Annotated in this window: 15 protein-coding genes and 3 pseudogenes; 17 read left to right on the top strand and 1 reads right to left on the bottom strand. The window is 36.1% G+C overall.

All coding sequences use genetic code 11. The annotated features are described in order from the left end of the window. Positions 1-416: 416 nt before the first annotated feature. The 17 genes and pseudogenes from AC3ISB_RS14185 to AC3ISB_RS14105 all read left to right on the top strand — a co-directional run bounded on the left by AC3ISB_RS14185 (position 417) and on the right by AC3ISB_RS14105 (position 20,143). Complete coding sequence (locus AC3ISB_RS14185) at positions 417-908, top strand: DinB family protein (RefSeq protein WP_489273576.1); 492 nt, start codon at positions 417-419, stop codon at positions 906-908. A gap of 647 nt (positions 909-1,555) precedes the next feature. Continuing rightward, positions 1,556-1,780, top strand: a pseudogene (locus AC3ISB_RS14180) (YolD-like family protein); the annotation flags it as partial. Between the two features lie 221 nt (positions 1,781-2,001). Next, positions 2,002-2,262, top strand: coding sequence for a hypothetical protein (locus tag AC3ISB_RS14175; protein WP_289321062.1), 261 nt, complete (start codon positions 2,002-2,004; stop codon positions 2,260-2,262). A gap of 9 nt (positions 2,263-2,271) precedes the next feature. Then, complete coding sequence (locus AC3ISB_RS14170; protein WP_289321061.1) at positions 2,272-2,538, top strand: hypothetical protein; 267 nt, start codon at positions 2,272-2,274, stop codon at positions 2,536-2,538. Between the two features lie 118 nt (positions 2,539-2,656). After that, positions 2,657-3,319 carry a DUF421 domain-containing protein gene (locus AC3ISB_RS14165; protein WP_098373593.1) on the top strand — a complete coding sequence of 221 codons (663 nt, stop codon included), beginning with the start codon at positions 2,657-2,659 and terminating at the stop codon, positions 3,317-3,319. Between the two features lie 147 nt (positions 3,320-3,466). Next, a pseudogene (locus AC3ISB_RS14160) lies at positions 3,467-3,946 on the top strand (alpha/beta hydrolase); the annotation flags it as partial. A gap of 291 nt (positions 3,947-4,237) precedes the next feature. Further along, positions 4,238-5,317, top strand: a complete 1,080-nt coding sequence (locus AC3ISB_RS14155) for a DUF3626 domain-containing protein (protein ID WP_489273575.1) — start codon at positions 4,238-4,240, stop codon at positions 5,315-5,317. A 716-nt stretch (positions 5,318-6,033) separates the two neighbouring features. Beyond that, positions 6,034-8,409, top strand: a complete 2,376-nt coding sequence (locus AC3ISB_RS14150; RefSeq protein WP_489273574.1) for a M14 family zinc carboxypeptidase — start codon at positions 6,034-6,036, stop codon at positions 8,407-8,409. A 1,378-nt stretch (positions 8,410-9,787) separates the two neighbouring features. After that, positions 9,788-10,015, top strand: a complete 228-nt coding sequence (locus tag AC3ISB_RS14145) for a COG4315 family predicted lipoprotein (RefSeq protein ID WP_430100036.1) — start codon at positions 9,788-9,790, stop codon at positions 10,013-10,015. 185 nt (positions 10,016-10,200) lie between these two features. Continuing rightward, positions 10,201-10,704, top strand: a complete 504-nt coding sequence (locus AC3ISB_RS14140; RefSeq protein WP_489273573.1) for a hypothetical protein — start codon at positions 10,201-10,203, stop codon at positions 10,702-10,704. Positions 10,705-11,709: 1,005 nt separating this feature from the next. Beyond that, positions 11,710-12,537: a glycerophosphodiester phosphodiesterase gene (locus AC3ISB_RS14135; protein WP_141995095.1), complete on the top strand. Its 828-nt coding sequence runs from the start codon at positions 11,710-11,712 to the stop codon at positions 12,535-12,537. A gap of 599 nt (positions 12,538-13,136) precedes the next feature. Continuing rightward, positions 13,137-13,646 (top strand): DinB family protein, encoded by a 510-nt coding sequence (locus AC3ISB_RS14130; RefSeq protein ID WP_489273572.1) that lies wholly within the window; start codon positions 13,137-13,139, stop codon positions 13,644-13,646. 241 nt (positions 13,647-13,887) lie between these two features. Then, positions 13,888-15,165 carry an IS110 family RNA-guided transposase gene (locus AC3ISB_RS14125; protein WP_489273571.1) on the top strand — a complete coding sequence of 426 codons (1,278 nt, stop codon included), beginning with the start codon at positions 13,888-13,890 and terminating at the stop codon, positions 15,163-15,165. Between the two features lie 455 nt (positions 15,166-15,620). Further along, positions 15,621-17,099 carry a UDP-N-acetylmuramoyl-L-alanyl-D-glutamate--2,6-diaminopimelate ligase gene (locus AC3ISB_RS14120; RefSeq protein WP_489273570.1) on the top strand — a complete coding sequence of 493 codons (1,479 nt, stop codon included), beginning with the start codon at positions 15,621-15,623 and terminating at the stop codon, positions 17,097-17,099. A gap of 302 nt (positions 17,100-17,401) precedes the next feature. Beyond that, positions 17,402-17,977 carry a hypothetical protein gene (locus tag AC3ISB_RS14115; RefSeq protein WP_489273569.1) on the top strand — a complete coding sequence of 192 codons (576 nt, stop codon included), beginning with the start codon at positions 17,402-17,404 and terminating at the stop codon, positions 17,975-17,977. Positions 17,978-18,211: 234 nt separating this feature from the next. Continuing rightward, the gene (locus AC3ISB_RS14110) at positions 18,212-18,664 is read left to right on the top strand and encodes a DUF4279 domain-containing protein (protein ID WP_489273568.1); all 453 of its coding nucleotides are present in this window, start codon (positions 18,212-18,214) and stop codon (positions 18,662-18,664) included. 276 nt (positions 18,665-18,940) lie between these two features. Continuing rightward, on the top strand, positions 18,941-20,143 hold the full coding sequence (locus AC3ISB_RS14105) for an IS110 family RNA-guided transposase (protein ID WP_489273567.1): 1,203 nt from the start codon (positions 18,941-18,943) through the stop codon (positions 20,141-20,143). A gap of 373 nt (positions 20,144-20,516) precedes the next feature. On the opposite strand, the pseudogene AC3ISB_RS14100 reads toward AC3ISB_RS14105, so the two are convergent. Next, positions 20,517-20,633: pseudogene (locus tag AC3ISB_RS14100) on the bottom strand (YjcZ family sporulation protein); the annotation flags it as partial. Positions 20,634-20,722 lie beyond the last annotated feature (89 nt).

The raw sequence follows: 20,722 nt of genomic DNA, 5'->3' as shown, positions 1-20,722 counted from the left end.
AGGAATGTAAGCGCAAATGACGCTAAGAGACATGGGAGGGTACGTCATCATAAGTTTCGCAGAGATCTATTGTGCATCACATAGTGGAGAAAATAGCTAATGATTTCCATTAGTTTTAGCGAAGCGTATGCTCAATTTAGTAATAAAAACCAGAATTTCAATACTCTGTTTAAAAGTGGAATGAAAAAATAATTACCCTAATACACCGAGTGGTGCAAACCGTTGATACATCAATGTTTATAGAGGGAGAATAGTTGAACAATAATTAATACGATAACTAATCTATTAGAAGGTGAAATAATGGAACAAGTAATAAAAGAAATTCTGTCTAGAGGAATACTCTTTAACTGATGCGAATCTATTGTAAGGTAAGTAATAATAAATTCAATCTAGGATTAAATTGGAGGGAATAGAAAATGGATGTAAAGACACTTTTGTTACAACAATGGGCAAGCTGCTTAGATGAAGAAGACTGGTTTCCACCACTTGAAAAAGTGCTAGAGGACATCACTTTTGAACAGGCAATTTGGAAACCAGCTGATGGGTCAATGAATTCCATTTGGGAATTAGTTTGTCATTTACTTTTCTTTGAAAAGAGATATCTGATGCGATTTCTTGGTGAAACAGCGAATGAACCACAGGCAGAAAATAATGACTCTACATTTCGATTACCAACTGAGACGTTAGAAAATTGGAAGGAAACAAAACACGAATACTTTTATGTTCATCGTGAACTTGGAAAAATACTAGCAAAATCAGAACATGAAGATTTGTATAGACAGATTCCAGGAGATAATTCATTAGTGCTTGAACTGAAGAGTTTAGCAATGCACGACGCATATCATATTGGGCAAATTGTATTCCTTAGTAAAATGCAAGGTGCTTGGGCAGCGAAACGCAGCTTTTAAAAAGCTTCATTAGCTTTACAGTTATTCCATTATAGGGGGGCTTTAATGGAATAAGAACGGGAACGTCCAAATCGGACGTTCCCATATTTTATACCTGAAAAACAACAATACTATTTAACAAAGCCTAAGATAAAAAAAAGTTTGTGAAGATTTTCACTTAAACTAACGGGTGCGTTAGTTGATTAAGGATCACAAAAATAATCACTCTTTTTTATAAAATAATCAAGAAAATTAAAAATATATGTTGTTCGAAAAAGGGGAGGGTATAGATATTGCCTTCCCCTATGTGTTTACAGATAAATTTGTATGACTGTATTGTTTATAATGTACTCGATTTTGTATCTCAAAACAGTTTAGAGATTGAATTGGTGCGGTTTTGAGTGGATTAATAACTCTATGTACTCAAATTCATGTCCCCAATGTACTTATCTTTGTGTCTTCGTACAATTCTCTGGAATAGGTATTTTTTTCTGCCTTTCATAAGAACACTAGTTCGTATATAATAAATAAAAAGGAGGGTTCTTTCTAATGGGTACAATTCGTGATAGAGGAATCATTAAATGGCAGGCAGCATTGATGTTACCAGAACATAAGGCATTAACTAAAAAAAGGATAAGGACGATTATTTCTTAAATAAAAAACCTGTCCTAGATGAATACCAGGTTGAAGAATTTGAAAACAACATTCATTATGCGATGGAATATCATTTACCTATAAGTTTTAGATTGCATAACGAGGGAAATCCAATTGAACTGCATGGATACTGTGTGTATATTGATCCTGTCACGAAAGAGTTAAGTATTCAGAAAAAAGATAGTTCCTTTGAGAAAATAAAATTCAATGAAATTATTAATGTAATCGTTGAGGATTAAAAAAAAAGCCCTTCTTAAAATTCAGGAGGGCTTTGCAGTGTTGCTTCGATTCAATGGTTCGAGAATTAGATAAGAAAAAAAAGGATATACTGGAACAAAAGGGCTTTAATTTGGATATTTTTCCAAACTTTCTATGAGACAGGTAATTTTGTAGTAAGTGTAGAATTAACTGAGGAAGAAATTAAAGAACTGGGGTTCAATGAGAAGGAGGAAGAAGAGTAATGAATAAAGACAACCTATTTATATATATTCATCCTGCATCTACAAAGACTGATGTTGATTTCTTTGGATATGATCATGAGGACACCAAATTTGAAGCACCTACACTGGCTGAATTAGAAAAATTTGATGATCTTTCTAGTTGGCTTCATAATATGCCTGAGGGTTCAAAAGTTCATTTAGCTGATATAACTTTAACTGTTTCAAATAACACTATTGAACTTGAGGATAAAGAATACACAAAAAAAGGCACAGAGATTTAGGAGTAACAAATGAAGATTCAAATTGAGGTTCAAATGTTTGCGAACGGTGCTAATTTCTTACAGTCTGGTAGTTGTTCAGTAATAACAACTGACTTTAGAAAAGAACCGGAATGGACAGCTGCCGTATCAGCTTATGAGTGGATACAAAAGATAAAAAACACCGTTCGCTATCCAGACGACTTTCAAATTGTTAGAGTTGTTTACAACGGAGAAAATGACATTACAGATTTAGTAAGAAAAGTACGCCCTATAATAAAAGATGATTTACCTTTTTAGAAAAAACCAACTAATATTTTGGATTAGACAACCCTTAAACCAAAGAATTTAGAGGGCTTTTTTTATTTTAGTAGCCGTTATCTCAATGAAATTTGAAACATACTTAAAGGAGCTTTTCATGGAAGACTTAATACAACCAATTATTCGTACAGTTATTTCCTATATAGTCTTACTTGTTTTTACATACTTATTTGGTAAACGTATGAATTCCCAACTAAATTATTATAGTTTTGCTTTATCTGTAACAGTTGGCTCCTATATTGCGAATATGGGATTTGATACAAACCTTCAATTTTTTCCAACACTTGCTTCCTTTCTAACACTGATTTTTATCTTTTTCCTTTCTTCTCTTTTTTCTTTTAAACAAAGAGGTTTTCGAAAATACTTATCGGGAAAGCCTCTTATTATTATTGAAAAAGGGGAAATCAATGAGTTCAACATGAAAAAAGCTAAATATTCTATCGATGATTTAAAACAGCAAATCAGGGAACAAGGGCTATTTAAGATAGATCAAATCGAAACAGCCATACTCGAAGTAAGCGGAAAACTTTCGATTCAAAAAAAAGAAGAATACCAGCCATTATTGAAGAAGGATATAGATCTAATAACTTCAGAAATTCCTATTGAACTCATATTTAATGGTGAAATTATTACAAAAAATTTAACCTCTTTATACAACGAAGAATGGGTTATGAAACAATGCAAAGATCGAAAAATCACGGCTAAGGATGTTCGATATGGAGTTGTTGGCAGGAATGGAGTTTTTTATGTAATGAATTGATAGGTGATAATTTTGCTCCATTCAGGAATTTTAACGTCACAAGTCTCATAACGTCCTATTTGTCAATTTAACTGGATAAAATGAAAAAAGTCCCTTTAACATGTGGGGCCTAGACATCCCCTGCTTTAACTTGAGGGAGGGAATCCAGACAACATTTCTATTGCTGGCGACAGCGCAGGTGGACATCTTGCTTTAGTAACGTGTTTACGATTAAAAAAACAAGGCCATTTGATGCCTAAACGGCAAATTCTAATTTACCCAATGCTTGATGCAAAGGCATCAAGCGATAGTTATAAAAAATTCGGTGATGATTATGTGGTGACAGCCGATGCTTTAGTAAGTGGCTTTGAGGCTTATTTATCAAATTGTCTACCCCCTGAGCACCCAGAAGCAAGTCCGTTATACTCAGATGATCTCGAAGGGCTACCAGAGACTCACATTTTAACTGCTGAATTTGACCCTCTTGTCGACGAAGGTGAAGATTTTTATCGTCGTTTACTTAATGCAGGGGTAGAAGCACAATGCCAACGGTACCTTGGAGTTACACATGGCTTTTTTCAGTTAGGTGGTATTAGCCTAGCAGGTAGAAAGGCAATTCAAGAGGTCGCTACCATATTATCTAATTGAGATTATATAAAGATTTTATTAGGTGGTGGTAGAATGGATAATTGTCTTAATAGTATATTATCAATTGTCTAACCTAGAAAATTAATGATTACTCCATTAAAGGGCGCGATTCTTGAAGAAGTTTCGCTTTTCTTAATGAACTAACGGGTGCATTAGCTTAAGATCGGAGCTGTCTTTAAGGCAGTTTTTTTATGCAACTAAAGGGGCAGATTAGTTGAATAAGAAGGGAAAAAAAAACTTTTCATTGAATTAATTAGGATCAATTTAATGAAAGGAGAGACTCATCTGTTCATGGAATTATCAATGTCACAACTATTTGCTTTAGAGCATTTTACAAAGTATGCAAGGAACCATAAACATGAAGCTAAAGAAACAATTAATCACATATTAAAAATGTCTAATATCTCGGATAAGATATTTGAAAATGCTGTTGTTAATTTAAAGGCTCACGCAAAGATTGGCCTACATTTTCATCCAGATAGACCAGATTCGACTATGAAAAGCGTTGCTGAAGCACTGCTTGAGCAGGGAATATATAAGAGTCAGTTTGAAACATTTTTATCTAATGGTAGCGTATCCGCATACTCTGGTGGTGAACGTGACATTTGGGAGAAGAGAATTTTTGGAGGAGCATATCAACTGGAGGGCACAACCAATAACCAACGGCCTAAATATGGGGCACTTAATTTGATGTTACATCCAGATGGGCCTGCTCCACGTTTTGGATCATGCTATTTTGTTCTTTCCCCTGAGGCCTCATATCGTTCCACCTACACGTATTTGGATTCGCATCAAGACCCAAAAGAAAAGGGTACTTATGAAGAGTTTGACATCATTTTGGCTGCACTCTTGGAAGAGGCGTTCTTAAGAGATTTTGCAATCGGTGAAAGAAATCTGACGCCAGCAAGATTAATCAATCATTTACTGGTTAACCTAGAAAGCCCGTTTATGGACCCAGCAAACAAAGAGCCAAACCGCAATCTTAACCACTATCTTGAAGCCCAAGTTCATGGGGATATTTCACTTAAAGAAGACGTGGAAGTGCTTGTTGCAGATCCTTCATTCAAGGACACTCATGTAGGGAGAACAATGGAACAAATATGCCTTAAGTATTCTATTGATCTATATTGGCACATGGGCTTTGTACTTATGGTAGACGAGGTACCTGCTGATTTTAGGGGTCCATCAATGACTTCCTTGGCAAAACGCATTGCACAAAATAATTTTATCGATGCGAACATAATTGGATCTGCTGTAATGGACTTGAAACGCAACCCAGTATCTTGGAGTGATCGCGGAACTTATAAGGAGATACTTCAGGAATTAAAACTATTGTGGCACGTTTTAGTGAGATATGGAAAGACAATCTAAAATTGAACTAAAGGGTGTATGAGTTGAACAAGGAGTTGTTGAGGCAACTCCTTATTTTACCTATAGTAGAAAAATGAGATTGTGAAGATTTGTACTTAAACTAACGGGTGCGTTAGCTGAAGATCGGAGCTGTCTTTAAGGCAGCTTTTTTATAAATACTATTGCTTCTGAAGTGTGAAAATAGAAAAAAATCCAGTTGTTATTAACTGAAAATTCCTAATTTATACAAAAATAAGTATATAATATTATAAAACAGTTATCTAAGTTTGTGGGTTACTACTTCTTAATAAGGAGGCGATACTCTTAAACATGTATGGAAATTTATTTTTTAGAAAGGAAATATTAGTAGGATTCAGAAAAGGAGAAATTTATTAGTCTAGAAAGGAATTAAAGCAGCTACAGTAGCCGCTGGAAATGTGGGTTTAGGTATTGCGTTTCCACAAAGTCGTTCAATGTTAATTTTTATTGGGATTCGCTCCAATTGCAGCACTAGTTTCGGAAGGTTAACTTTATGTAGCATTACTTGCTGGGGGGGCTTATCAAATTTTATACAGAATATTTTTAACGATGTGGTTTGTTCAACGTTGTAAAATTAAAGAGCTTTCAACGGAATTTGTTCAGCCCATTAGCCAGCCATTTCGTGTTGTATTCAATTAAAAAATGTATTAATTAATATATACAAAAAATCACTATATATCCATACTGGAGGTTTTAGGATGAAGAAGAAAAAAGCATTATCCGGCCTGATGGCTGTGAGTTTACTAACAGTAATTCCGTGGAGTTCTGGACATGCTGAGAAACCTCAATGGACAAATGTGAATACATATGAGGAACAGGACGGAAGCAAGTTTAATAGCGAAAACTATGACTTTGTGAAATTCTCACAAATTGGTTCCAAATTAAAAGAGATTGAAAAACTTTCAAACCGTGTGAAAGTTGAAGTCCGTGGAACATCAGCTGATGGAAACCCACTCTACGTTGTCACGATTGCTGACCCAACAACGCAAGGGAAGTTCGGAAAAGTGAAGGCACTTAGAAAGCAAATGTTTAAGAATCCAGGCAAAGCTCAAGAATGGGTTGCTGATAATCCTGACTTTAAAGTTCCAATCATGATTAATGGTTCTATTCATGGGACTGAATTTGTCGGAAGCGATGCAATCCTTCAATTAATTGAACGTTTTGCTACCCAAAATGATGCAACAACCAAAGACGTTTTAGAGAATAATATTCTTATTTTCAATGTCGTGCAAAACCCTGATGGACGTATTGATGCCACCCGCTTTAATGGCGAAGGAATTGACATAAATCGTGACTTTATCACCCAGTCGCAGCCAGAAACAAAAGAGATGGTTGAGCTCATTAAAGAATGGAACCCGATGGTGTTCCTTGATACTCATGGTTATGTGAAGAATTATCAGCCAAATCTGCAGGGGTTAATTGAGCCTTGTACGCCTCCGCATAATCCTAATTACGAGTATGACTTATACGGAAAATGGGCATATAAACAGGCAGAAGCGATGGAAGCGGAAATAATGAAGGATCATGAGAACTATTCAGGATCCTTGTATCAAAACATGAAAGGTACCTATATTCCGCTGCGCGATGATTCCGCCGGCTGGGATGATTACCCACCAATTTTCACACCAATGTATGCGATGTACCATGGTGCTTACGGTCATACATTAGAAGCTCCAACAAATGATTGGGATGGCGTACGATGGATGTATAATTCGATTATGGGGGCACTGAAATTTGCAACAGCTAACAAGCAATCCATGATTACTGATCAAATTGAAGTTTTTAAAAGAGGAATTAACTTTGACCATCCTTTTCATAAGGAAGGGTTATTTCCAAAAGCCTACATACTTCCACTAGACCCTAAGGATCCGACTGTTACGAATAAGGCTGTAAATCATTTGATCAATAATGATATTGAAGTTGTTCAAGCTGTGAATGCATTTGAAGCGGATGGAGTGTCATATCCAAAAGGAACTTATCTCGTTGAGATGGATCAGGCGAAAGCCGGATTAGCAAACACGATGCTCTGGGATGGGGAAGACATCACGAACGATACCCCAGCAATGTACGACATTTCCGCATGGAGTTTACCGGAGCTTTGGGGCTTCGAGGCAGTAGCCACACAAAATCCTATTAAAGTCAATGCAACGAAAGTAAACCAGATTACAGGTCAAGGAACGGTTTCAGGAAAAGGACCGTTTCTGATTCCGAACAGCTCTGTCCAATCGGTAAATTTAGTAAATGCATTGCTTAAGCAAGGAATACCTATTGTACGTGATGCACAAGGTAACTTCTTTGCAAAAACAGTAGTTAATCAGGTATCAGCAGCGGTGAAAGAATCTGGGTTACAGGTTGGAACTGCTGATGTACCAGCAGACGCAGTGGCTATTACGTCTTTAAAAGTGGCTATATTAAAGGATGGAGGTATGGGTAAACAGAAATCACACGCAGGAACAAAGCTCGCTTTGAAAAGACTAGGTTTTGATGTGACAGAAGTTACGCCAGTTGAAGTGGCTAAAAATACCCTTAACGGTTTTGATATTTTTGTCTATAGTGGAACGGAAAGTCTCATTTCTTCCAACCTATCTGAAGCTAATAAAGAATTTGGATTACAGAACGACGGGCAACTTAATGCGTTTAAAGACAATGTGACAAGCTTCTTAAATGAAGGAGGCAAATATATAGCTGTAGGTGCTGGTGCATCTAGAGCAACTAAGACACTTGGTCTTACAGACGACATCATTAATGTAGGAGGTTCCAACAGTAATGGTATCGTAAAAGTCGATTATGAGGGGACCGGTTTAACAGCAGGATATGGAGAGGATGATATCGGCTTTGTCTATCGTCCAACATGGTTCACGGGTACGGATAATGATGAAGTCGTCGCGACCCTTGCAGATTCAGATAATTTCTTCGTAGCTGGTCACTGGAAAAATAACATAACCGCCAAGGGCCAAGCCGTAATCGTAAAAGAACAGAATAAAGATGTAACTCTTATTGGGTTAGAAGCAGGTTTCCGCGACCACCCGGATTACTTGTTCCGTCTTCTATCAAATGCAATTTTCGAAAAATAGTAGAAATGGCCAAAGCCGGATTCAGCAATGAGTCCGGCTTTGGCTATTTGAAAAATGCTGAACGCTTGCTACTGAGTCTTGAACAATTATCTAAGCAACTGCTATATAAATACTCATTACTTTTAATCATCTGTTGCAAAAACCGCTGAAGGACGATTCTTTTCAAGAAGTATTTGCCGATTGAAAGGCGTTTTCTACCATATACCCACTATCTATTGAGTATATTAGGGTGTATAAAAGATCTCGCAATATAAGGTTTACTAAGTAGTTTGATAAAAATTAGTAGTATTCAGAATAATAGAACTTGTATATGAAGAATAAAATACTTTATAAGTATGTAAATGAAGGTTATCCTCAACAATTCAAAAAAGGAGCTGCTATGGACCAAAAAACGTTACAGCAAATTATTAAAGAGGCTTCACTCTTTATCTACGGGCCAGAAAAAAGTTAAAAAAAATACCACCTTATTTTATCAAGATACAAAATAAGGTGGTATTTTTATTTGATTAGTAAACGAAAATTTCAGCTCCTAATTAAAATAATAGTACTTTCATTTTATGAATTTGATATGTACCTGTTTTAACAGACAATAACCACAAACTGTGTCATAACTTAATAGTACTGACACCGATTTCGAAGAGCTGTAACTTTAGGAGATAATTTGCACTTATTTTAAGTGCTATTTTGCACGTAAAAGAATCAACTGTAGGGATTGATCAAAAGTTCCTCCTGTACCCCCATATTAGCGTAAATAAAAAGAATCCATTTTGAAAAAAAATGATCAAAATGGATTCTTTTCTAGTGATTTAGTATACGGTTTTTATAAAATAGTTTGATTATTTTTAGTGATCCTTATAGAACTAACGCACCTGTTAGTTCGGTTCTGGTGCAAGAACCATTAGGTCTAATAATCGGCCAAAAAGGGGCCATACATGAATTTTCCGTGTATCCATAAAAACACTAGGCTTTGCCTAGTACCACAACTTAGTTGGGGTTAGTTTTTCCTTATTCTAAATCCTGAAAGTGTCTATCAACATATCAAAATCGTAATTAAAATGGGGCCATTATTCAATTTAAGGGTTCAATCTACACATGAATCGTAAATTTTAAAAAAATAATCAAACCAATATTCTCCTCTATACGTTTATATATAGTGAAGGGAGCAAAACCCCGAATAAAAATTTTTAAAGGGAGGTGGTTGGGAAACCTGCAGCATATTGACAGGCATTCGATTCCTGTTCATCTGGATTTAAGGGAACATTTATCAAGAACATCAAGAACATAATTTCACAAGGTGAAGAAATGTTAAAACCTTCTCCTTCACTATAATTCAGGATGAGTCAAAAAAGTACAAGCTTAAAATGCTAAATCAGACGAAGTGGGAAAGTATTTAATAGACCAAAAAGGAATGACACTTTATTATTTCACAAAAAGTGATTCAAGCGTCAGTAATTGCAAAGGTCAAGGTAGTGAAATTTGGCCGCCTTTCCATGCAGATAACATCATCTCCTCTAAATGGTTGGACAAAAAAGAGTTTAAAACAATCATAGGTGATGACGGACAAAAGCAAACAACGTACAAAGGGCATCCACTTATTACTTTGTGAAAGATAAGCAGGCCGGTGATATAAATGGTCAAGGCGTAAAAAATGTCTTTTGCAAAAACAAAGAATCAGGAACGCTGATAAGTAGCAAAAAAGTTGTTTAAGTTAGAAAACTTGAACACGCAAAAACCATTCATTTTTTTTGAACAGATGAAAGATAAAAATAGTATTTCCAGAGGTGGATTAAAATGAAAAAATTTAGTTGTTTTTTAGTGGTGATGATTTTTATGCTTTTAATGACAGCTGGCTGCAGCTCTAATATTAACGATGAAAAAGCCAATGAAGAGCAAACAGAATTAACAGAAGACGGAGCAGACAGTGAACAACCAGAAAAGCAGACTGTGGAAGAAGCAACAGCAACAAGTGAAGACATGCCAGATTTTCTTTCAAGCGGTAGCGAAGAAGTGATCATTTCACTGCTGGAACTAAAGGCCAATATAGAAACAGAGTCTGAAAATACCGAGCAAATCCAAACAACAGGCAAAGACCTTGAAGAAAGTTGGGATTCAATAGAAAAACAAGTAGAGGAACAGCACCCTGTAGATTATAAAAACATCGAAGAAAGTCTTTATCCACTCATCGATGAAATAAAAAAGGATCAATCAGATGTGGAAAAAATAAAGCAGTTAACTAATGACACGACAGAAAAAATGAAGGCATTTAAAGAAAAAATAGCATCTGCTTCTTCATAATAGTTATTATGGTGAATTCGAAATCTATACAGAAAAAAAGCGACACGTACAGAATGACAGAAAGGTGTTTTTCCTTTCTAATCAGTCTGTAGTGCTGCCGCCCAAATATATATTTTGGATCTCTAAAGTTTAAAATAAAAGCTGATCGCAAACCTAACTGAAAGTGAAAACATACCTTTTACCAGACAAAAACACAACTTTTTAAAATAATGTGATGCTGAGAAACGCTCTACAACGAAATTAACTACATTTAGACTTATAATTACCTATTCGATTCAAATAAATAGGGTCATACATTCCATAATTGACGTCCGGAAAATGGGGGTTTGCGGTTTCACATTTACACTGCTTTCGTTTTTATTGATCATCATAAAACTAAAATTTTTCAACTCTAGTAACCAAGCATTGTTATCAAGCTAACATAATCTTATATTCATACGATCATGTAGCTTTGAAATAAAGTTTGATTTAATTAACGCTTTCAATTTTGATATAAGTTCCAATATAAAGAGCATGTTTAGAGATAAAAGATTGATCAAAACATGCTCTTATTTAATATTATTTTTTAATCCTGCGAATTAGCGAGTATTCGTGAGCATTATCTAATAAACTGAGGGAGTTTATTAAGATTAATCCTTTTTTTGGCAAGCTATCTTCAATTAAACATCAGTTCATGTGAACTGAATCATTTCGCAACAATGCTTTTTATCTCTAGTAGTCCTACAAGATATCGCCAAACAGGTTGGTTTTGTACAGCGATCTAGTTAGTATCAAGCAAACGAACTCATTTCCCTGTTCAATCACCTAGTAGCATTAGGATTTGAATTCTTCAAAGTGAAAAAAAGAAAACTAAATATTATACTAACAAAAGTTGATTATTCCATAACTTAGATAAATCAAAAAGGATCTTAAACATATAAAACCAATACATTATAAACACAATGCTTCAACATTTCTTTTCTATAATTATAGTTGTATACATATTTTAGATTGGAGATGGAGAACATGAACAAAAAATTATTAGCAGGTGCCGGGGTAGCGTTTACGTTGTTATTCAGTCCACTAAGTCAAGCTTTTGCAGCAGAAACAATAGGAGACTTAAGAAAGGTTGATAATGTTGCCCATCGTGGGGCATCGGCATATGCACCTGAAAATACGATTGCTGCTTATGATAAAGCAGTAAAAATGAAGGCAGATTATATTGAAATTGATGTTCAAAGAAGCAAAGATGGAGAATTAGTACTTATCCATGATACGACAGTTGATCGTACAACGGATGGATCTGGAAAAGTTGGTGATTTCACGTTTGAAGAACTAAGAAGCCTAGATGCAGGCAGCTGGAAAGGTGAGCAATTTGCTGGTGAACAAATCCCAACATTTGATGAGATTCTTGATCGTTACCACGGGAAAATTGGAATATTAGTAGAATTAAAGGCTCCAGAGCTATATCCTGGGATTGAAGAAAGTGTAGCTGAAGAATTAAAAGAACGAAATCTTGATAAACCACAAAATGAAAAAATCATTCTACAATCATTTAACCATGAATCAATGGAAAAAATGAATGATCTCGTTCCTAAAGTTCCAATAGGTGTGTTAACATCTTCAAGAGCTGACACAACAGAACAAGCCTTACAGGAATTTTCAACATATGCTGACTATTTTAATCCAAGCTATGGAATTGTTACTAAAGAATTAGTGAATCAAGTTCACTCTCTTGATATGAAAATTGGATCATGGACAGTACGTAGTCAAGAGGCAGCAGATTTCCTATTAGATATGAGAGTTGACGCAATTATTACGGATTATCCAGATTATGTGGATCCAAGAAACTAATATTTTTGTATAATTATTAGAAAAAGGTCGATTTCTACAGGAGATTGATCTTTTTTTTGGGTTGAAACCTTCTTAACGTTGGAAAAAAGGTCTGGAATACTTCCTGCGCCTGATCGGACTGGAGCCAAAGCAATAGCAAGAAAAGAGGGGAAGGAATGCAGAGCATTCCTCCCTTTCTTTTTTATAAAATAAGAAGAGCAGAGTTCAAAAGCTTGATAGAATTATTGATTTACTTGAAAAGGATAAGAAAAATTAATCTTTAATCTCTTTTGGCATTAATCCTTACTGCACTAATTATTTCATTATCTACAATAAGTCTTAATGAACTTACGAGTGCGTTAGCTGAAGAGCGGAGCTGTCTTTAAGGAAGCTTTTTCTTATGGCACTAACGGGGCAGATTAGTGGAATAAAAAGTGAATTAATCCATTATTATCTGTATTATGTTAACTGCATAAATCAGTTGTACAGAGATAATAAAGTTGTTTAATTTGCAATTATTTTGCGGTAATGAAATTAAATATCAAATAAAGGAAATATCTTCTTGACAGTCGAATATTAGCCTAGAACCATAATTAACTATTCCGATGAGGAGGATTCTTGTGCGTCCACGCCCATTATCTATTGAAAATCCAGAGTATGATAGGTATGTTAGTCTTGTGCCAGATGGAGATATTGAAGAAATACTTAGTAAGCAACGAACTAAGACCATTACCTTCTTGAGCAGCATATCAGAGGGGTCAGCAAGGAAGGCGTACGCACCAGGGAAATGGACTTTAAAAGAAGTGATTGGGCATTTGGCCGACGTGGAACGTGTGATGTCGTATCGAATGCTTGCCATTGCACGAAATGAAAGTGCACCACTCCCAGCAATGGATCAGGATCAATACGTTTCTGCGGCAAACTTCAACAAATTATCCTGGGAGCAGCTACTAGCTGGTTTAGACACGGTACGCTCCAACACGTTAAGTCTTATTTCAACCATTGATGATGCAGCGTGGGATCGTTATGGAACTGTAATGAACAGCCCAGTTTCGATAGGTACCTTTGCATATGGCATTGTCGGGCACGAGTTACACCATATGAAAGTGATTAGTGATAAATACTTATAAGTCTTTTTCTATTAATGAAAAAACCTAATTTCTCATTTAATGCTGAGAAATTAGGTTTTTTAATATTGAAACTTCCTTAACGTTGTAAATCCGCATTTTCCTGACACTACCCCTTAATGAACTAAAGGGGCAGCATTCCTGTTAGGAGGATGTTCGAAGTCTTGAAAGAAAAAGAGCCCTCTTGTATGATGCATGAGTGTCAACGACCATTGACTCAGCATCAAACAAGGAGGACTTCTCTATGCAGTTTAAATGGAATGAAAAAATTAATCAAGTTACTGAAAATACACTCGTTGTTGGTATGGATATTGCCAAGCGTGTTCATTACGCTTGTTTTGTTGATGAACGAGGGCGCGTGATAGAAAAAGCCTTCGCAGTACATCAATCAAAAGAGGGCTTTGAACACCTGTATGAAAAGATTCGTCAAACGATGAAGGAAGCTAAGAAAACAGAAGTAATTGTTGGAATTGAGCCAACAGGCCACTACTGGATGAACTTAGCTAATTTCTTAGATCATTACGGCATACCACTAGTCATGGTGAATCCAATGCATGTCAAACGATCGAAGGAACTGGACGATAATTTACCGACAAAGAACGATAAAAAAGATGCATTAGTCATCGCTCGTTTATTGAAAGATGGGCGTTTTAGCTATCCACGTTTATTAAAAGAAGTAGAAGCAGAACTTCGTATCGGATCTACTCTTCGTTCAAAGTTAACGGAAGATTTAGCGAGTATTAAAAACCGAATCATTCGTTGGCTTGATCGTTATTTTCCCGAGTTTACTCAAGTCTTTCCGGCTTTCGGAAAGATGGCTCTAGCTACATTGGAAATGACTCCGTTGCCACAGGATATCGATGGAAAAAGTGCTGAGGAGCTTGTCTTTCTTTACCGTAAGGTAAAGGGAATGAGAGCCCCACAGCTACCAAAAGCAAAGCTACTTATTGAAGCAGCGACGAACTCAATTGGACTGACAGAAGGGACACAGATGGCCCGACATGAAATTGCCACGCTCCTGCGTCAGTATCGCTTACTAGAAGACGAAATTGAATCTGTGAATAGTCAATTATCCGAAATGGCCCAAACAACTATGGAATATGAGCTGCTGGCTTCAGTTCCTGGATTAGGAGATGCAACCATTGTTGATTTGCTTTCAGAAGTTGGAAGCTTTTCACTTTATGAAAATCCACGCCAATTGATTAAACTAGCGGGATTAACATTACGTGAAAACTCATCTGGTCAACATAAGGGACAAAAACATATCTCCAAACGAGGAAGAAAGCGACTTAGATATATTCTTTTCAAAGTAATAGTACCACTCATTCGTCACAACGAGGGGTTTAAACAGCTTCATGAATATTACACAACACGCCAACAAAATCCCTTACGCGGAAAGCAATCGATGGTGGTACTCTGTGGTAAATTGTTGAAAGTATTGCATGGTATTTGTAAAAAGAAAGTCCATTTTAATGAGCAGAATATGATGAAGGATCTCTACTGCCTCTCAGAGGCAGCGTAAGCATTTCTAACTATCGATTTATAACAAGAAGGATGACACGGAGAAGCCAGCAACATTACTAAACTAAGACCAAGAGTCCCAGGGGCAGCTTAGCAGGCCTCTGCCTTATGAATAGACCGAACGAAGGAATGTAAGCGCAAATGACGCTAAGAGACATGGGAGAGTACGTCATCATAAGTTTCGCAGAGATCTATTGTGCATCACATAGTGGAGAAAATAGCTAATGATTTCCATTAGTTTTAGCGAAGCGTATGCTCAATTTAGTAATAAAAACCAGAATTTCAATACTCTGTTTAAAAGTGGAATGGAAAAATAATTACCCTAATACACCGAGTGGTGCAAACCGTTGATACATCAATGTTTATAGAGGGAGGTTAGTTGCATAAGAATGTAGAATATAAGAATAAATTGCCAATAAAAGTTTATAAATATAATTAATTGAGAGGGGTTCTAATTTGAAGTTAAAAGAGATAGCTGACCTTTTTATGGTCAAAGAAATAGAAGGGAATATGGATGTCGAAATTACAGGATTACAAATGGATTCAAGGAAAGTGGAAAAGGGGAATTTGTTTATCTGTGTACCAGCCATTAAGGGATTTCTTGAAGATAGACACCATTATGCAAAAGGTGCCATAAGGAATGGTGCAGTAGCACTTTTAGTCGAACGTGATGTTGATATTGATGTACCAAAGATATTTGTTAAAGATGCAAGACATGCAATGGCAGTTATTGCTTCGAATTTTTATAATCATCCCTCACATGAGATGAAACTTATTGGAATAACAGGAACGAACGGCAAAACCACTACCTCTTACATTATTGAAAAAATTTTCACTGATTACGGACTTAAAACTGGTCTGATGGGTAATAACGGCATTCAGATTAACGGAATCATGTATCCCACAGATATAAATACACAGGAACCCCCAATTTTACAAAGAAATCTCAGGGAAATGAGGGAATACAACACAGAATATTGTGTTATGGAAGTTTCATCTCAAGGGTTAGACATGAAGCGTGTAATGGGGTGTAACTTTAGAACAGCTATATTTACAAACCTTACTCAAGATCACATAGATTATCACGGCACAATGGAACAATATAGGAATACTAAAGGCCTTTTATTCTCTAGACTCGGAAATACATTTAAATCTAAAGATGAAAAATACGCTGTCCTAAATGCAGATGACCCAAGTTTTGAACATTTTCGTAAATTATCATCAGTGGAAGTTATTACTTACGGAATCAACAATGAAGCTGATGTTTCTGCAAAAAATATCACTATGACATCGCAAGGAATTCGGTTTTTACTTATTACTTTTAAAGGAGAAATTGAAATACACTTACAATTAGTAGGGGGTTTTAATGTTTATAATGCATTAGCTGGTATAACAGCAGCGTTAATTGAAGGAATACCCCTTGAGAATATTAGAATTAGTCTTTCCTTGTTAAAAAGTATAAGTGGCAGGATGGAAATAGTGGATGAAGGACAAGATTATCTTGTTTTAGTTGACTACGCTCATACACCAGATGCTTTAGAAAACGTATTAAAATCAATTAAAGAGTTCACAAAAGGAAAAGTAATTACTGTTTTTGGTTGTGGTGGGGATAGAGATAAAGGAAAACGACCAATTATGGGAGAAATTGCTAGCAGATACAGTAACATTGTTTTTGTTACTTCTGATAATCCACGTTCAGAAGACCCTATTAAAATTATGAATGACATAGAAAAAGGAATGAAAAAGTCTAATTCATTACAATATGAATTACTCGCTGATCGAGAAGAAGCTATTTATAAAGCTATCAAAGAGGCTACTTCAAATGATGTTGTTATAATAGCTGGAAAAGGTCATGAGACCAATCAAAAATTTAAAGATAAAACAATTCATTTTGATGATAAAGAAATAGCGAGAAAGGCAATATCTGAGAAGTAGTATTAATTACTTTTAGGTCTTAACGATGCTTTAACCAGGCATCTTCTTTTTGTTTGTGAAGTATTGTACTTAACTAACGGGTGCGTTAGCGCCATAAAAAAGTCGCCAAATGGCGGCCTTTTTAACGTGCGATTCTTTACATTATCATACATTAAAATTAAAGAAAATATACCCTTGTTCAACTATCGGAGTTGCAATAACCCACCATATAAAACGGGCGAATCCCCTTCTCTAACTGCTGATACATCAATAGTAGCTTGTCCATATACTATATTGATAAATATAAAGGAGGTGTTTATAAATTGGGTGATCGATCAAAACATTGTAAGAAATGTAAATCAAGCGTATGTTGTTGTGCAATCGAAAATGAAAATGAGAACAAAATACGGAACAACCCTACGAATACGAATACATTCAATCCAACGATTAATGTAAATCCAGTAATTAACATTCCACCTTCATCTTCACCTGTGTGTCCACCTGCAACACAACCGAATGAACCACCAGAATGCGAACAGCGAAGACAACAAATTAACGGGGATGTATTCAACGCTGCTAATGGATTTCAATTTGGGTTAATCAATGTGTTGCAAGATTTTCCTACTGCTACTAATCCTCTTAATCCTAACAGTTGTGAAGGTGTTTTTGGTGGTGGCTGGCACATACCACCAATCGAGGAATTGCTTCTCATCGAAAATGATATAAGACAAATTAGAGTAAATGGTGAACCATTATGCCCTATGCTAATTTGGGCACTAGTTAGTGGATCTCCTACACTTGTATACGTTGTTCCAGAAAGTCCCTTTACTATCATAGTAGTTCCAACACCATCTATATTCTGTCTAGCTTACTCTCTCTGTATAAATTCAGGAGCATAACCAATAGTAAGCCGTGAGCCATTCTTCATCTAAATTTGAATAATAATACTCGTTGTTTGTTAGTAGCTGCTGTGATAGCTAGTTTCTTTATTGAAGTAACGGGTGCGTTAGCTGAGGATCGGAGCTGTCTTTAAGACAGCTTTTTCTTTATGCAACTAACGGGGCAGGTTAGTTGTATAAGGGTGATATAATAATTTCAATAGAAAAGATGGAAAATGGGAGGGGAATTTGTACTTGGACAAAACTCAAGTAATGGTTTATTTCTGCTTGTATGGAGATGAGTTTCCAATAGATTATGTGACCGAAACGTTTGAAATTGAACCAACAAAAACCTATAAAAAGGGTGAAGTCATTGTAAGACCTCATAATCCAAATGTTATTTCAACGAAAACTCTTTATCGAAAAGAAACAGCCTGGGAATTAAGTACGGGCTATCAAGAATCCTATGATGTGAAGGAACAAATGGACCAGATTTTAGGACCGTTAAAAAATAAAGCAGCTATACTAAATCAGGTAAAAGCAAAGTATAAACTGGAATGTAAAATCTTCATCGTTATTATTATGGAAAATGGAGATTCACCGGGTTTGTATCTTGATAACGAACAGATTGAATTTGCAAATAGTGTTAAAGCTGAAATTGATATTGATTTGTATGCAAACCCTTATGAAAATGAATATGACGACTAAAAAAGCACAAACTTTCTTCAACTAACGGGTGCTTTCGTATTATAAGGTTAGCCAGTTTTTACTGGTTGACCTTTTTTTAATAGAATCTATTATATCAGTAGACAGGGTAGGACGTACGGGTGCGTGGGACATGATCCCGTGAAGTAAACTGTCTGCCCCCTACTTGTAGAAACATGTTTGAGGCTGGTTGGGACGTAGATCTCGTATAACAAGCGAAGCTATGACACTACATGGAGGACTAGGGGTACTGGTAAGTAAGTAGAGGAGGAAAAAACAATGAATCCAGTAGTGGGTCTGGATGTGGCAAAAGGAGAGAGTCAAGTTCAGGCATTTTTAGATCAATCTAAACCGTATGGGACGAGCTTTTCAATGAAGCACATCAAAGAGGAATTAGATCATTTTTTAGACTTTTTAAAAGAGATTGAAGAGGTGACAGGGCAGATGCCTATGGTCATTTTAGAATCTACAGGGCATTACCATACTCCGGTTATTCAATACTTGGAGGAACAAGGGATTCTATATATCTTACTAAATCCAATTATTTCTTATCAGGCAAAGAAGACCAGTTTACGGAAGGTAAAAACAGACGCAATCGATGCGTATCAGTTGTGTGTGCTGTATTACAAAGAGGATTTAGAACCTCATAAAATTAGAGGAATTCAGCTATTAGACCTTCGGAATTTGTCCAGACAACAGGAAATCGTAACGAATATGTATGTGGAGGCTAAACTTCAGTTTCACACCATTTTAGATCAAGTGTTTCCTGAATACCGGAAGGTTTTTGGGGATCTATATTCGAAGGTTTCTTTATTGATGTTAAAGGAATATCCTACTTCAGAGGCGGTATTAACAGCCGGAGAAAGTAGACTAGCAGAGAGTGTTATAGAGTTCTGTTCTAGCCGATCAGGTGAATGGGCATGGGAAAAAGTAAAAAAAATAATGGATTCCGCATCTCGAAATCCATTTCAAAAAAGCGTGTATGAAAGTCACGTAATCAATCTTCGTATGTATATTGAGTTGCTTTTTCATTACCAGGGACACCTTTCTGATTTGGAAGATCGTATAGTGGCCCTGGCAAATGAACTGGAAGAATATAAGATCATCCAATCGATTCCCGGTATCGGAGAAAAAATCGCAGCCACGATTATCTCTGAAATTGGTGAAATCGATCGGTTTAATCATCCGAAAAAACTGGTTGCCTTCGCTGGAGTAGATCCAAGTGTTCACGCTTCGGGTAAGTTAACGGCAACCATTAATCGTATTACCAAAAGGGGTTCGAGCAGACTACGTCATTCTCTGTATCTTGCCGTACTGTGCGGCATAAGAAGTTCAAGGAACAAAAAACTTAAAGCATTCTATGATAAGAAAAAATCAGAAGGAAAACCTGCCAAAGTGTCAATCGTTGCCTGTATGAATAAGTTGCTTCATTGGATTTATGCTTTATTAAGCAGAAAAGAAACGTTCCTAGATTTAGCCTAATTAACGGTTTTGTGAAACAGAGAAAAATCCTTCCAAAAGGGTTTTGGAGGGTTATTTGGCATGGCCAAAAATAGTATAACATAAGGGAAATGAAAATTTTAGAGAAAGATATTGACATCCTATTAGCTGGTTTAGTTCATTAAGATATGAGATCCTTGAGGATTCTAAAGCGTAGGAAATTCGGGGCTTTATTTTTCATAAAATGTATTATCATAGTTTTTCGCGTTTTGTCGTCTTTAGAGTGTTCAAAATAACTATCATTCCTCAGAAATAGGAATCAAATTTGAAGAAGCCGACCAATAAAGGTCGGCATTTTTCATACTATTTAGCAGCAGCCTCCGTAACCGCCCCCGTAACCATAGCCACCGCCGCCGTATCCACCGACAAAGCTAGCTCCAACAATGATTAGGAGTATAAACAATACGACTATAAAGGCGAAACCTCCACCAAATCCTAAACCGTCATCACAACTTGATTCACAACGTGACATCTAGAAACATCTCCTTAATTGTTTTTAAGGAGGAAATTAATTAAATGGGTAATATCACATTATGCTCAAATTAGGAAAATGACACAATA

Source organism: Peribacillus sp. GL_122 (genome assembly GCF_057835005.1).
This window is presented reverse-complemented; position numbering and strand designations above follow the sequence as displayed.